A 13,384-nucleotide genomic window follows, 5' to 3' on the forward strand; every position below is an offset into this window, starting at 1 on the left:
ACTCGCCCCGAGTGCACAGCCGTCGGCTATGCGCCGCCCCCTATCCGGCGCAGCAGGTCCGGACGGACGATGACCAGTCCTCTGCGGCTAGTGCGGACGATGTCGCGTTCCCTCAGCTCTTTCAGCAGCCTGGCCACCGCCTCGCGGGAGGCTCCGACGGCGCCTGCCAGCTCGTGCTGGCTGAGACCGGTGGTCAGACGCACCCCCTCCGCGTCCTGCACCCCATGTGTGCGGGACAGTTCCAGGAGCAGGAGCGACAAGCGCTCACGAACCCCGAGCGCCCCTTGCTCCACGCGTCGCCGGTCGCTGGCCCGTGTCCGGTCCCCAGTGAGGCTCAGCAGTTGGAGGGCAGTAGCCGGGAACTCCGCAAGATGGTCCAGGAATCTGCCGCGCTCGATCGTGACGGCCTCGACTTTTCCGAGTGCGGCGACCGTCGCCGAGCGCGAGCGGCCGCTGACCGCGGAGCCCTCACCGACGATGTCGCCCGGCCCTCGCAGGGCGAGCAGGCCTTCGTAGCCGTTGGCCGCGGAGTGGATGACCTTGGTCCAGCCGGCGAGGATGATTATCACGTGGGTGGACGGCTCGTCCTGATGTACCAGGACGGACCGCGGGCTGTACTTCATGGGCTGACCCAGTTCCAGCAGCGCGACCCGCTCCTGGTGCTCCAACCGGGCCAGGAACGGAACTTGGTCGTCGAGCCTGCTGGCTCGTGACGACGCCCCGGAGACGGCCGCTGGTTTCGGCTGCCCCGACAAAGGGTTGACCATCCCGTCGGTCTCCACCCGCACTCCCCCAAAGCCACGTCACCCCACGGTACTTCAGCGAAGTCTTCCTTTCACACCCTGCGCATCCGGCCCAAGGCGTATGCACTGGACACCGTCGGCGTCAGCCTCACCGAGCAAACCGGCACGGCGACGTCCTGCCCCCAACCGTGGCTCCCGAAAGCGCACGAGAGCCGGCACCCGGACCAGACCCTCCAGGAACCTGCCCGTGATCGCCCCAGAAAACTCAACCGCACCCGCCGATACGGATTGTCCACGTTCGTATCCGCGAAGCTCCGTTAAGGCAACCCCACGGTAGCGGAGATCGCAGCCAAGGGGATCCCTAGCACAGGACCAACCACCTGGCCGATGGCCATCCGGCTGGTGGTGGTCGTCGACGAAGTCCTGCCCGGCCAGAGACCAACTGGGAGCCGGCCCGATGGGAACGCGAGCGAGCCAGGACCGACCGTCCGAGCTCGCGCCGAGGCCGAAGGGACAAGCCCGTCCGGACCAACCCTCGCCCTGGTTCCTGCTGAGACCCGGGAAGGCGAACTCGAAGCGCCGTGAGCAGTGGTGAGGCGGCCCAACCGGTGGTACAGACGTAGGTGTTACGCGTGTGCGTGCGGGACATTAGGCCGGAGGTAGGGCGTGGAGGGCGTTCCGGAGTCGGCGGCCGTCCTGGGAAAGCCCCCTGTCGAGCCGGACGCCGTAGGGCTCCAACGCCGTCAGCAGTTCCGCGACCGGGTCCGTCGCGCGAGCGGCGCTCGCTTCCGCTGAGCGGTTGGCGACCCGGCGACGGTATGCCTTTGGACGGCACGCCGCGTCGCAGTACACCGCTTCCCTGATGATTGAGCGAGTTCAAGCGCCAGGGGAGACCTGTTGTGAGCGAGTGGCGATTGGTGTGGGTGCCGGATCCCGGACCGTTGATCACCCAGGCACTGGAGGCGACCGCCCACGGCTGAGCTCTGGCCGCCCAACTGGCCCCAGGCACGGACCTGCTGGTGACGGCCCGCGCCGGCCAGCAGGGCCGCCCGCCAAAGGGACGGCGCCCGCGAGGCCTTGGAACTGGCCCAGGCAGCCACCTTCGACGGCCACCTGACGAAGGATCCGGACCCGGCCACCAGGAGACCGCGACCGTGGACTGCGCGGACGAGACGACCAGCCCCTGGCCCGCCTGGGACGGCGACTGCGGCGCGGACTTCCTGCTCTGCCTGGCCTGCCGCAACGTGCACGTCCACCCCGGGCACCACCCCCGGCTCGCACCCCTCCACCAGCCCGGGGGGACATTCTTGACCGCTTCCTCGTCCGTGCGGTAGCTACAGCCCCGCCGGGCCTCCACCACTCAGCCGCCGGCCTTGATCGAAGTGACCGTTCACCGCCCCGGCCACCTGACGCTCTGCTGCCTCATGCTGCGCAGGGTGTCGTGGCGGGCAGGCGGCCCGCGTGGAAGGCGGCTGGTGACGCTCCCATGAGGTGGTGGAAGTCGGCCGTCATGTGGGACTGGTCGTAGTAGCCGGCATCCGAGGCGAGTCGCGCCCACCCCGCCGAGCCCGCACCGGCCAGCACCCTGCGGACGCGCTGGATGCGGGCGAAGCGTTTGGGCGACAGGCCGACCTGGTCGGTGAAGAGGGTGCGCAGGTGGCGTTCGCTGACCGACAGTCGCGGGGCGAGCGCGCCGACCCGTCCGTAGGTGGTGGACAGCGACGCGACGGCCTCGCGGAGCAACCGATCACTCGGGACGGTGGCGTTGGGCAGGCTCTCGAACAGTGCGGCCTCGACGCTCCGCAGGATCGGGCCCAAGTCAGTCAGCTCGTCGAGCCGGTTTTCCAGGCGGCCGGCGCGGGCGCCCCAGACGTCGGTCAGCGGCACGGCCTCATCCCGCAGTTCGCTGGCCGGGACGCCCAACACCGCCCGGGTCGCACCGGGTCGCAGTCGGAGCCGGATGCACAGCGGCAGTTCCTTGCCGGGGTGGTAGGAGGCACGGCTGCGCGGGCCGACCACCCGCAGTTCGCCACCCCCGGTGCCGAGCCTGCGGTAGACCAACGCGGTGGCGGCATCGGGCAGGTGCACCAGCGGCAGGGCGCTGTCGGGCCGCAGCAGCAGCACGTCGGCGATCCAGGGCCGGAGCGCGGGCATCGGCATCATCGCGTCCACACCGCCCACCTTACGGGCTGCCGATTTCTCCTATCTGCGCGAGCCAGTGGGGCGGCAGAGTGCTCGACATGATCCTTGTTACGGGTGCTACGGGCACCATCGGCACTGAAGTGGTCCGGCTGCTGGCCGAGCGCGGCGAGCGGGTCCGGGCGATGACACGCAACCCAGCAGGCGCGCATCTGCGGGCGCAGGTCGTGCAGGGGGACTTCGACGACCGGGACTCCCTCGACAGCGCGGTGGCCGGGGCCGACGCCGTCTTCCTGCTGAACGCGCCGGGTCCCTGGATCGAACGGCACGACCTGGCGATGCTCGACGCCGTGCGGTCCCACGGCGTCAGGAAGGTGGTCAAACTCTCGGCCATCGGCACCGGCGAGCAGACCGAGCTCAGGGTCGGCGGCTGGCATCTCCCCGGCGAACGGGCACTGCACGCGGGCGAGGCGGCCTGGACGATCCTGCGACCCAGCAGCTTCGCCACCAACACCCTGCACTGGGCCTCCATGCTCCGCGCGGGACGGCCGATCGCCAACCTGACCGGGAACGGCACCCAAGGCGTCATCGACCCGCGCGATATCGCCGAGGTCGCGGTCGCGGCGCTGACCACGCCAGACCATGCGGGCCGGACCTACACGTTGACCGGACCCGAGTTGCTGAGCGCACCCGACCAGGTGGAGATCCTTCGGAAGGTGCTCGACCGCCCGATCGACATCGTCGACGTGCCGCTGGACGTGGCGCAGCAGCAGCTGATCGCAGCCGGCCGTACCCCGGAGTTCGCGGAGGTCGCGATGCGCGGCCAACGGCACGTCGCCGAGGGAGGAAACGCCCGACTCACCGACGACGTGCACACCGTCCTCGGCCGTACGGCGCGCACCTACGCGAGCTGGGCCGACGACCACCGGGCCGCGTTCGACTGAGCCAGGCACGCAGCATGACCCACCGCGGTGCGGGGATTGACGGTTGCCGGTCCGGCCCGAGGACGAACACGAACCGGCAACCGACAGCCTGGGCGCGACGGCCGGGCCGCGGCCCGGCCAGGCCACCTCGCTGCCGAAGGCCCCCAGTCAGCCCAACCGCACGTCGCGAGAGTCCAGTTGGCGACGCATGTCGTGCAGATGGTGGCGCAGTTCGTGCAGCGTGTGCACGGCAAGCCAGCGCAACGAGCGTTCCTCGCGGTCGGGGTAGGTGTACACCAGTGTGCGGCCCCAGTCCGCGGACGACAGTCGGTCGAGAACGTTGGCGAACAGCAGTGCCGCATCGCGGAGTTGACGGGCCACGTCGGCCGGCCGCTGCTCGGCGTATCCGTCGTGGTCGACCCGCTCATCGCGCCCCATGGGCTCGGCGACGGGCTTTTCACAGCGTCGCGCGGCCAGCACCCGCTCGCGCTGGGCCAGCAGCACGTCACGCACGTGGCAGGCGTACTCAAGAGCGGACCATACCTCCGGCGCCGAACGCCGCCGCAACACCGCCGACCCGGCCCCCAACAAGTCCTCGTACTCGCCTATGTGCCCCCTGGCGAGCTCCGACACCGCGGGAGCCAGAGAGAGGTCGTATACGAAGCCGCATTCCACACAAGCTGTCATGCCCGCACGATAACGACACGGCTCCCGCGAGCACGACGGAGGCCGACCACCTCGCCACCATCGACCGGCCACCACCCGGCCCCACCGAGCGTGTCCCCCCACGGCTGAGCAGCAGGCGCGGGCCGGCCAAGAGCAGCACCGCCCCCACTCGCCCGGCACGGGCGAGCCCGGCGAACGACGAACCAGCCGGGCGGGGCTGTGGCTCTGCCTCCTCCGGGTGCACTGAGGCCGCTGGACGCACCTGTTGCTTCGGCAGGTTCCTGTGTGCCCACCGGATGGCCCGGTCTATCGTGCTCCTGTGGACCACTTGAGCGCCGAAGACCCGACCCACATAGGCCCGTACCGCCTCATCGCCCGCCTCGGCGCCGGCGGTATGGGGCTCGTCTACCTCGCCCGGTCGGACGGGGGACGGACCGTCGCGGTCAAGGTCGTACAGGCCGAATTCGCCCAGCACCACGAGTTCCGCCAGCGGTTCGCGCGCGAGGTCACCGCGGCGAGACGGGTCGGCGGGGCCTGGACAGCCGCCGTCCTCGACGCCGATACCGACGCGCAGACACCCTGGGTCGCGACGCAGTACGTTCCCGGGCCCGACCTGCACACCGTCGTGGCCGAGCGGCACGGGCCGTTGCCCGAGCACTCGGTCAGGGTCCTCGCCAACCGGCTCGCGCTCGCGCTGCAGGTCATCCACGAAGCGGGCCTCGTCCACCGCGACCTCAAGCCGTCCAACGTCCTGGTCACCGTGGACGGGCCGCGCGTCATCGACTTCGGGATCGCCCGGGCGCTGGACAGCATCAGCGGAGACAGCCTCCAGACCCGCACCGGCATGGTGATCGGCTCACCCGGATTCATGTCGCCGGAGCAGGTCCGCGGACTCCAGGTCACCGCTGCCTCCGATGTGTTCTGCCTCGGCTCGGTCCTCGCCTACGCCGCCACCGGACGCCAGCCCTTCGGCGCGACCGGCAACGGTCTGCACGCCCAGCTGTTCCGGGTCGCGGAGGAGGAACCGGACCTGGACGGGCTGCCGGAACCACTCCTCGGACTCGTACGCGCATGCCTGCACAAGGACCCGGCGCAACGCCCCACACCAGAACACGTCGCCGCCCGCACCACCACGCAAGACGCCACCGAGTGGCTGCCGGGCGCTCTGCTCGGCCAACTGGGCCGACATGCGGCGCAGTTGCTGGACTTCGACCCGCTGCGCCCGCACACGGCCCTCGTGCCGGGCCCGGGCCCCACCGCGCCGCCCGCCCAGGCAACCCCCGCACCCACACCCCAGCCCGAGCAAACAGCCTCCGCACCGCAACCCGTTCACGCGCCCACCGCACCCCCGCCGGACGCGCTCGCGTACGCGCCCACAGTCGGGCCGGGATACGACGCGGCCACGCACACCCCGGAGCGACGGCGTCCCCGGGCCCGCCACGTGGTCGCGGCAACCGTCGCCCTCCTCGCCGCCGTGGGAGCGGGCCTGCTCGCGTCCTTCTCGTCGCAGGACAACGCGAAGGGCCCCACGACCACCCCCGTACCGAGCGCGTTCCACGGTCGCTGGGTGGGCCTGGGCCAACCCCTGATGGCCTCGGGGGAAACGGGACCGTCGCACGCCCGGCTGGTGATCACGAAGAAGAGCGTCGAGGTGGCCCTCATGGACAACTCGACGCTGTGTGTCTGGGATGCCGCGATCACCAAGGTCGATACGAAGTCGCTCACGCTCGGCACGGGCAATCTCAAGACCACCGCCCCCAGCCACGGCACGGAGGGCTGCCTACAGCAGCCCACTGGCACGCTCACCAGGTTGGGCGGAACACTCAGGTGGGGCGGCGACATCTTCGAGCAGAACCCGCGGGCGAACGCCGAGGGGGGCGTGCCGGACGCGTACAGGACCTGGTGGAACGGCATGGCACCGGACGGCACCACCGTCGAGCTCCGGGTCGGCTACGAACCCACCCGCCACACGGTCGAGATCAACCGCTTGAGCAGCACCAAGCAGCGATGCCGGTACTCGGCCGAGGCGTTCGCCGTGTACCAGGGAGAGCTTTTCATCGCTCCCGGCAACCAGGAACCCGGCTCGTCCGCACCACGCTGCGCCGACAGCTCCCCCGCGTTCACCCTCGACACGAAGGGCAAGCAGGCGGGCCACCTGTGGATGCGCCCCAGCACGGAGGACCCCACAGAGTGGTTCGTCAGCCTGACCCGCAAGAGCTGATGAGTGTCCGAGAAGCCCCCTTCAGGGGTCTTAAGACACCGATGCCAGAGGACGTCTGCGCTGCCGGGAGCCGTGCATCCAGCCGAAGAGGAGCGGGCACCCGCGGTCACGGACCGCCTTGGCACCCTTCCAGACGGTAAAAACCCCAACCGTTACCCTGCCCGGCGTCATCGTCGTGGAAGGCGCTGCGCCATGGGGTGGGGTGCCGGTAAGGGGTCATCGGGTCGGTGGCGCCTGGCACCTCCCAGTCGTCGGCCCAGTCGATGATGTGGGCCCCGACGGACGCGGCGGCCTCCAGGGCGCCTTCCCGTTGGCGCTCGGGGGAGGTGGTGGCCGCCTTGACGCGGGAGAGCCGGCAGCCACCCCCAGGACGGTCTTGGGTCACCCCAGGAAGCTCAGCCGTACCCGCCGATCCGGATTGTCCACGTTCGTATCCACCAAACACACCGACTGCCAAGTGCCGAGGGCGAGTTCGCCGCCGACGACGGGGAGGGTGGCGTGTGGGGGGACGAGGGCGGGGAGGACGTGGTCGCGGCCGTGGCCGGGGGTGCCGTGGCGGTGGTGCCAGCGGTCGTCCGCGGGGAGGAGGTCGCGGAGGGTGGCCAGGAGGTCGTCGTCGCTGCCGGCGCCGGTTTCCAGGAGGGCCACGCCTGTCGTCGCGTGCGGGGTGAAGACGTTGAGCAGGCCGTCGCGGCCCCGGGCGGTGTCGCGTAGGAAGGACAGGCACTCCCCGGTGAGGTCGTGGACGGTCTCCGTGGAGCCGGTGCGTACGTCGATTTCTCGTGTCGTGAAGGTTGCAGCCATGCGGCGATCTTCCCAAAGGGGGAGGGACGGGGGCGGGAGGATGGGGTGGAGCGGGTTCCCGTCGCGGGCGGTGAGGGGTCACGGGGGGGGCGCCAGGGGTGGGCAATGCTGCGGCAACAAAGGTCCAGCTGCCGAGATGGGGGTTTGACCCCTCTCTGCGGGCGGCGCTACGTTCGACGGCATGTCTACGTCAGCCCTGCTCACCACGCGCGGTCACATCGACCTGCTGCGGGTGGCCTCCGCCGCGTGTTGCCGTCGCGGCCGCTGTTGCTGACGTTTCCTCCGTTCGCGTTCCGCGGTTCTCGCTGAGTTTTCCTTCCTGTGCGTGCCGGGTGCCTCCGGCGTCGGATCCGTGATGCCCGTGCGATGACGCGGCGTTCCGGTGCGGCGTGGTGTGCCCGCCCGGTGCCCGTGTGTCTGGGGTGTGTGATGAGCGGTGAGCAGGCTGCCGTGGCCGGGCGGGTCCCGGGCGGGGCCGTGGAGCTGTCCCGGGTGCTGCCGGTGTCGGGGCGGCGGTGGGTGGTGCCGCGGTGGGTGCGGCGGGCCGTGGGGCCCGTCGGACTGGTCGTGGCGTGGCAGGCGTTGAGCGCCGGTGGGGTGCTGCCGGCGGACCTGTTGGCGTCCCCGGTGGACATCGCGCGGACGGGCGGCGGCCTGGTCGCGGACGGGACGTTGCCGTCCGCGATGGTGGTGTCGCTGCAACGGGTGCTCGTGGGGCTGCTGTTGGGCGCGGTCGTCGGGATCGCGTTGGCGCTGGTCTCGGGGCTTTCGCGGCTGGGTGAGGACCTGGTCGACGCGACGGTGCAGATGTTGCGGTCGATCCCCTGGGTGGGGGTGATCCCGCTCTTCATCATCTGGTTGGGGATCGGGGAGGCCCCGAAGATCGCTCTGATCGCGGTCGGGGTGGCCTTCCACCTGTACCTGAACGTGTATGCCGGCATTCGGGGCGTGGACGCGCAGTTGGTGGAGGCCGGCAACGCGCTGGGGCTGGGCCGGTGGGGGTTGGTCCGGCACGTGGTGTTGCCGGGGGCGCTGCCCGGCGCCATGACCGGGTTGCGGTACGCGTTGGCGACCGCCTGGCTGGCCCTGGTCTTCGGTGAACAGGTCAACGCCGACGACGGGTTGGGCTTCCTGATGAACCAGGCACGGGAGTTCTTCCGCACCGACGTGATCGTCGTGTGCCTGGTGGTCTACGCGGTCCTCGGGCTGCTCGCCGATTTCCTCGTCCGTACCCTCGAAAGGCTGTTGTTGCAGTGGCGACCGACGTTCACGGGTCAGTGAGTACCCAGGCAGGCACCTCCCACGGGAGCGGGAGCGGGAGCGGGAGCGGAACCGATGCACCGTCGCCCGCGGACGACCCGGGCGGTGCGCGGCTCGCCGTGCAGGTCGCTGGGCTGGTGCGGGAGTTCGACGGGCGACGGGTCGTCGACGGGCTTCAACTGGAGCTGCGGGCGGGCGAGTTCGTGGCACTGCTTGGCCGCAGCGGGTGCGGGAAGTCGACCCTGCTGCGGGTGTTGGCCGGGCTGGATCGGGAGATCCAGGGCGAGGTGTGGGTCCCGCGGCGCAGGGCGGTGGCGTTCCAGGCACCGCGGCTGATGCCTTGGAAGCGGGTCTGGCGGAACGTTCTGCTGGGGCTTCCCGGCCGTCCCGGACGAGCTGCGGCACAAAGGGCGTTGGCGGAGGTGGGGCTGGATCACCGGGCTGATGCCTGGCCCAAGACGCTCTCCGGGGGCGAGGCGCAGCGGGCGTCGTTGGCGCGGGCGTTGGTGCGCGACCCGGATCTGCTGCTGCTCGACGAGCCGTTCGGCGCGCTGGACGCACTGACCCGGATCAAGGCGCAACGCCTGGTGTCCGAGGTGTGGCAGGAGCGGGGCTGCGCGGTGCTGCTGGTCACGCACGACGTGGAGGAGGCGTTGTTGCTGGCCGATCGCGTCCTGGTCATGGAGGACGGCCGGATCGCGTCCGAGACCGTGGTGGACCTGCCGCGGCCCCGGGATGTCGCCGATCCGCGGTGTGCCGCACTGCGCGCCCAACTCCTCGGCCGCCTGGGCGTCACGGACGCGGACGGCGCCGGGGAGGGAGCGGCGGATGCAGCAGCGGTTGCAGCGGCGGACGCAGTGGCGGAAGGACGGGCGACGGTGGCCGTCTGAGGCGGTCCGGTCGCGCGCTCCGCATGCGGGACCGGCCCGAGCCCTCGTCCCCGTCCCCGGCCCCGTCCCCGACACCACCTCGGCCCCAGTCACCCCACGCCCCTTCTCCCCTGCTACCCCTTCCCCCCTTCCCACCACGGCCCAGAAGAACGGACGGACACCTCATGAGACCTGCACTCACCGGCGGTCGGGCGGCGGGACGCCGTCGGCTCGCCCTCGCGCTGGCCGCGCTGCCCCTCGGCCTGGCGCTGACGGCCTGTGGGGGCGCCTCGCGCGCCGACGGGGCCGGGGGCGGTGGGGGCGGGCACACCGATGGCAAGGGGTCGCTGACCCTCAACGTCGGTGATCAGAAGGGTGGTTCGGAGGCGATGCTGCGGGCCGCGGGCGAGTTGGACGGCCTGCCCTACAGGATCAAGTGGTCGACGTTCACCTCGGGGCCACCACTGTTGGAGGCCGTCAACGCGGGGGCGGTGGACGTCGGGGCGGTCGGCAACACGCCACCGGTCTTCGCCGGGGCCGCGCATTCGAAGATCAAGGTGATCGCGGGGTCGCACAGCCGGTCGGACGGCGAGGCGATCCTGGTGAAGAAGGACTCGCCGCTGAAGAGCCCGGCGGAGCTGAAGGGCGCGTCGATCGCGGTGGCGCAGGGCAGTTCGGCCCACTACCAACTGGTGGCGTCGCTGAAGGCGGTGGGACTGACCCCGAAGGACGTCACGCTCAACTACCTCCAACCGGCCGACGCGCTGGCCGCGTTCACGCGGGGGAAGGTGGACGCCTGGGCGGTGTGGGACCCCTACACCTCGCAGGCGCTCGACCAGTCCGGCGCGCGGATCCTCACCTCCGGCCAGGGGTTGGTGAACGGCCTGAGCTTCCAGGTCGCGGCGCCCGCCGCCCTGGACGACCCGGCGAAGTCGGGGGCGCTGAAGGACTACACGGCGCGGCTGCGGCGGGCCCAGGACTGGGTGTTCAAGCATCCGGCGGACTGGGCGAAGGCGTGGGCGAAGGCGACCGGTCTGCCGACGAAGGTGGCACTGGACGCGGTCGAGCGGACCCGGGGGACGGCGGTGCCGGTGGCCGTGGACGCGGCCGCCGTCGCCTCCGAGCAGCGGATCGTGGACGCGTTCGCCGCGGTGAGGCTGATCCCGCGCTCGTTCGACTTCGGGGAGTTGGTCGATCCCCGGTTCAACGGCGGTCTGCCGCCCTCGGGGACGGCGCCGCGCACCTACGGAAAGGCCCATTGACATGTCCGTACACCTGCATTGGTTCCTGCCGACCGGCGGGGACGGCCGGACCCTCGTCGACCGGCACGCGTACACCGACGGGGGCGTCCGGCGGGAGCGGATCACCCCGGTGAGCGGGGTGCGCGCCCCGGACGTCGAGTACCTGGCGCAGATCGCCAAGGCCGCCGAGCAGTTGGGGTTCGAGGCGGTGCTCACCCCGACCGGCACGTGGTGCGAGGACGCCTGGCTGACGACGATGGCGCTGTCGCAGGTCACCGAGCGGCTGAAGTTCCTGGTGGCGTTCCGGCCGGGGGTGATCTCGCCGGTGCTGGCCGCGCAGATGGCCGCCACCTTCCAGCGGGTCTCGCGGGGGCGGCTGCTGCTGAACGTGGTCACCGGCGGGGACTCGACCGAACAGCGGCGGTTCGGGGACCACCTCGACCACGACCAGCGGTACGCCAGGACGGACGAGTTCCTCCAGGTGGTGCGGGGGGTGTGGAGCGGCCGGCCGTTCGACTTCCACGGCGCGCACTACCAGGTCGAGGGCGGGCTGACGGCCCTGCCGCCGGACCCCCTGCCGGAGGTGTTCTTCGGCGGGTCGTCGGCGGCGGCCGGACCGGTGGCCGCGCGGAACGTCGACGTCTACCTGACCTGGGGCGAACCGCCGGAGCAGGTGCGGCAGAAGATCGACTGGATTCGCCAACTGGCCGAGCGGGAGGGCCGGACGGTCCGGTTCGGGATCCGGTTGCACACCCTCTCCCGGGACAGCGCGAAGGAGGCATGGGCCACCGCCGACCGGCTGCTGGACGACCTCGACCCGGACACCGTCGCCGCCGCCCAACAGGCGCTGGGCAAGAGCGAGTCGGTCGGGCAGCAGCGGATGCTCGCGCTGCACGGTGGCTCCCGGGACGCGCTGGAGATCTCGCCCAATCTGTGGGCGGGCGTGGGTCTGGTGCGGGGCGGTGCGGGGACCGCGCTGGTCGGCAGTCACGCGCAGGTGGCGGACCGGATCGAGGAGTACCACGCGCTCGGCGTCGAGCACTTCGTGCTGTCCGGGTACCCGCACCTGGAGGAGGCGTACTGGTTCGGCGAGGGCGTCCGGCCGGAGCTCGCCGCACGGGGGCTGCTGGACGCCGGGCCGGCCCCGCTGGCCGGGGTGCCGGCGGCGAACGGCCGGCCGGCCTCGGCGCCCGGCGGGGCGCCGCTGCTGGTGGCGGGCGGGCGCTGAGCGCCGCGGGCGGCACGGGGTGGGGGCGGTGGGAAGATCCCGCCCCCACCCCGGGTTAGTAGAAACATGAACTACTTCGGGGTGCGGGACGTCGAGGTCGCGGTGATCGGCGCCGGTCAGGCCGGCCTGGCCGCCGCCTTCCACCTGCGGCGCACCGGCTACCGGCCGGACGGGGACTTCGTGGTGCTCGACCACTCCCCGCAGCCGGGCGGTGCCTGGCAGTTCCGGTGGCCGACGCTGACCTACGACGCGGTGCACGGCATGCACGCGCTGCCCGGCATGGCGCTGACCGACGCCGATCCGGCACGACCGTCGGCGGAGGTGATCGGCGGGTACTTCGCGGCCTACGAGCGACGGTTCGGGCTGCGGGTGCACCGGCCGGTGAGCGTCACCGCGGTCCGGGACGGCGACGACGGGCGGTTGCGGGTGGAGACCTCGCAGGGCGGCTACGCGGCGCGCGCGGTGATCAACGCGACCGGGACCTGGGACCGGCCGTTCTGGCCGCGCTTCCCCGGCCAGCAGGACTTCCGCGGACGGCAGGTGCACAGTGCGCAGTACCGCGGTCCGGCGGAGTTCCGCGGCGCCCGCGTGGTGGTGGTCGGCGGCGGCACCTCGGCCGTCCAACAGCTGATCGAGATCGCGCCGGTCGCGGCGGCGACGACCTGGGTGACCCGGCGGCCGCCGGAGTTCCACTCCGGGCCGTTCGGCGCGGACGAGGGGCGGGCGGCGGTCGCGCTGGTGGCCGAGCGGGTCCGGCAGGGGCTGCCGCCGCGCAGCGTGGTGAGCGTGACCGGACTGCCGATGACCGAGGCGGTCCGGCGGGCCCGGGAGAGCGGCGTCCTGGACCGGCTGCCGCTCTTCGCGCGGCTCACCCCGGACGGCGTGGCCTGGGACGACGGGCGGACCGTCGCGGCCGACGTGCTGCTCTACGCGACCGGGTTCCGGGCCGCCGTCGACCACCTCGCGCCGCTCCGGCTGCGGGAGGCGGGCGGCGGGATCCGGCTGGCCGGGACCCGGGTGGTGCGGGACCCCCGGGTGCACCTCGTCGGCTACGGGCCGTCCGCCAGCACCGTCGGCGCCAACCGGGCGGGGCGCGCCGCGGTGCGGGAGGTCCGCCGGCTCCTGGCGGAAACGCCGGCCGGACCGGCGGGGCCCGCCGCGGGGAGCGGGGACGCCCGGGCCGCGGAAGACCGGGAGGTGCCACCGGAACTTGTCGGACAGGTCCCCGGGCCGGGGAGGGAGTGATCTACTCCGGCAGCACCGGATGACCGGGGAGCCGGCCGGCGCACG

14 protein-coding genes are annotated in these 13,384 nt (G+C 72.0%); 9 read left to right on the forward strand and 5 right to left on the reverse strand.

Annotated elements, in window-relative coordinates; all coding sequences use genetic code 11:
• Positions 1–26 precede the first annotated feature (26 nt).
• Complete coding sequence (locus ABD385_RS01435) at positions 27–782, reverse strand: Crp/Fnr family transcriptional regulator (protein ID WP_344572978.1); 756 nt, start codon at positions 780–782, stop codon at positions 27–29.
• A 1,115-nt stretch (positions 783–1,897) separates the two neighbouring features.
• Here ABD385_RS01435 and ABD385_RS01440 point away from each other — a divergent pair.
• Positions 1,898–2,077 carry a hypothetical protein gene (locus ABD385_RS01440; RefSeq protein ID WP_344572979.1) on the forward strand — a complete coding sequence of 60 codons (180 nt, stop codon included), beginning with the start codon at positions 1,898–1,900 and terminating at the stop codon, positions 2,075–2,077.
• Positions 2,078–2,165: 88 nt separating this feature from the next.
• Here ABD385_RS01440 and ABD385_RS01445 read toward each other — a convergent pair whose 3' ends face one another.
• A complete protein-coding gene (locus ABD385_RS01445) occupies positions 2,166–2,906 on the reverse strand; it encodes an AraC family transcriptional regulator (protein ID WP_344573482.1) in 741 nt (246 codons plus the stop codon).
• Between the two features lie 77 nt (positions 2,907–2,983).
• Here ABD385_RS01445 and ABD385_RS01450 point away from each other — a divergent pair, with 77 nt between their 5' ends.
• Complete coding sequence (locus tag ABD385_RS01450) at positions 2,984–3,826, forward strand: NAD(P)H-binding protein (protein WP_344572980.1); 843 nt, start codon at positions 2,984–2,986, stop codon at positions 3,824–3,826.
• 147 nt (positions 3,827–3,973) lie between these two features.
• Here the strand turns inward: ABD385_RS01450 and ABD385_RS01455 are convergent, their stop codons facing one another.
• Positions 3,974–4,492, reverse strand: a complete 519-nt coding sequence (locus ABD385_RS01455) for a DinB family protein (protein WP_344572981.1) — start codon at positions 4,490–4,492, stop codon at positions 3,974–3,976.
• 298 nt (positions 4,493–4,790) lie between these two features.
• Here ABD385_RS01455 and ABD385_RS01460 point away from each other — a divergent pair, with 298 nt between their 5' ends.
• Entirely contained in the window at positions 4,791–6,692 is a 1,902-nt protein-coding gene (locus ABD385_RS01460) for a serine/threonine-protein kinase (protein ID WP_344572982.1), read from the forward strand.
• Between the two features lie 106 nt (positions 6,693–6,798).
• Here the strand turns inward: ABD385_RS01460 and ABD385_RS01465 are convergent, their stop codons facing one another.
• Positions 6,799–7,077, reverse strand: coding sequence for a hypothetical protein (locus ABD385_RS01465; RefSeq protein ID WP_344572983.1), 279 nt, complete (start codon positions 7,075–7,077; stop codon positions 6,799–6,801).
• Entirely contained in the window at positions 7,074–7,496 is a 423-nt protein-coding gene (locus ABD385_RS01470) for a YjbQ family protein (RefSeq protein WP_344572985.1), read from the reverse strand. The genes ABD385_RS01465 and ABD385_RS01470 overlap by 4 nt, the downstream gene beginning before the upstream one ends.
• A gap of 181 nt (positions 7,497–7,677) precedes the next feature.
• On the opposite strand from ABD385_RS01470, the gene ABD385_RS01475 reads away from it, so the two are divergent.
• The 6 genes from ABD385_RS01475 (at position 7,678) to ABD385_RS01500 (ending at position 13,339) form a co-directional block, all read left to right on the forward strand.
• Complete coding sequence (locus ABD385_RS01475) at positions 7,678–7,770, forward strand: putative leader peptide (protein WP_317623392.1); 93 nt, start codon at positions 7,678–7,680, stop codon at positions 7,768–7,770.
• Positions 7,771–7,925: 155 nt separating this feature from the next.
• Positions 7,926–8,777 (forward strand): ABC transporter permease, encoded by an 852-nt coding sequence (locus ABD385_RS01480; RefSeq protein ID WP_344572986.1) that lies wholly within the window; start codon positions 7,926–7,928, stop codon positions 8,775–8,777.
• Positions 8,750–9,646, forward strand: a complete 897-nt coding sequence (locus ABD385_RS01485; protein WP_425585327.1) for an ABC transporter ATP-binding protein — start codon at positions 8,750–8,752, stop codon at positions 9,644–9,646. The genes ABD385_RS01480 and ABD385_RS01485 overlap by 28 nt, the downstream gene beginning before the upstream one ends.
• A gap of 164 nt (positions 9,647–9,810) precedes the next feature.
• A complete protein-coding gene (locus ABD385_RS01490; protein ID WP_344572988.1) occupies positions 9,811–10,887 on the forward strand; it encodes an ABC transporter substrate-binding protein in 1,077 nt (358 codons plus the stop codon).
• Position 10,888: 1 nt separating this feature from the next.
• A complete protein-coding gene (locus tag ABD385_RS01495) occupies positions 10,889–12,094 on the forward strand; it encodes an LLM class flavin-dependent oxidoreductase (RefSeq protein WP_344572989.1) in 1,206 nt (401 codons plus the stop codon).
• 66 nt (positions 12,095–12,160) lie between these two features.
• Positions 12,161–13,339 (forward strand): NAD(P)-binding domain-containing protein, encoded by a 1,179-nt coding sequence (locus ABD385_RS01500; protein WP_344572990.1) that lies wholly within the window; start codon positions 12,161–12,163, stop codon positions 13,337–13,339.
• Positions 13,340–13,384: the final 45 nt, after the last annotated feature.

The organism is Streptomyces lunalinharesii (assembly GCF_039532155.1).
In the GTDB taxonomy this organism is placed as follows: Bacteria; Actinomycetota; Actinomycetes; order Streptomycetales; family Streptomycetaceae; genus Streptomyces; species Streptomyces lunalinharesii.

Excerpts from the sequence above, each read along its gene's own strand:
- ABD385_RS01490 (WP_344572988.1), top strand. The coding sequence starts at position 9,811 with ATGAGACCTGCACTCACCGGCGGTCGGGCGGCGGGACGCCGTCGGCTC.
- ABD385_RS01480 (WP_344572986.1), top strand. The coding sequence starts at position 7,926 with ATGAGCGGTGAGCAGGCTGCCGTGGCCGGGCGGGTCCCGGGCGGGGCC.
- ABD385_RS01450 (WP_344572980.1), top strand. The coding sequence starts at position 2,984 with ATGATCCTTGTTACGGGTGCTACGGGCACCATCGGCACTGAAGTGGTC.
- ABD385_RS01500 (WP_344572990.1), top strand. The coding sequence starts at position 12,161 with ATGAACTACTTCGGGGTGCGGGACGTCGAGGTCGCGGTGATCGGCGCC.
- ABD385_RS01495 (WP_344572989.1), top strand. The coding sequence starts at position 10,889 with ATGTCCGTACACCTGCATTGGTTCCTGCCGACCGGCGGGGACGGCCGG.
- ABD385_RS01475 (WP_317623392.1), top strand. The coding sequence starts at position 7,678 with ATGTCTACGTCAGCCCTGCTCACCACGCGCGGTCACATCGACCTGCTG.
- ABD385_RS01445 (WP_344573482.1), bottom strand. The coding sequence starts at position 2,906 with ATGATGCCGATGCCCGCGCTCCGGCCCTGGATCGCCGACGTGCTGCTG.
- ABD385_RS01455 (WP_344572981.1), bottom strand. The coding sequence starts at position 4,492 with ATGACAGCTTGTGTGGAATGCGGCTTCGTATACGACCTCTCTCTGGCT.
- ABD385_RS01470 (WP_344572985.1), bottom strand. The coding sequence starts at position 7,496 with ATGGCTGCAACCTTCACGACACGAGAAATCGACGTACGCACCGGCTCC.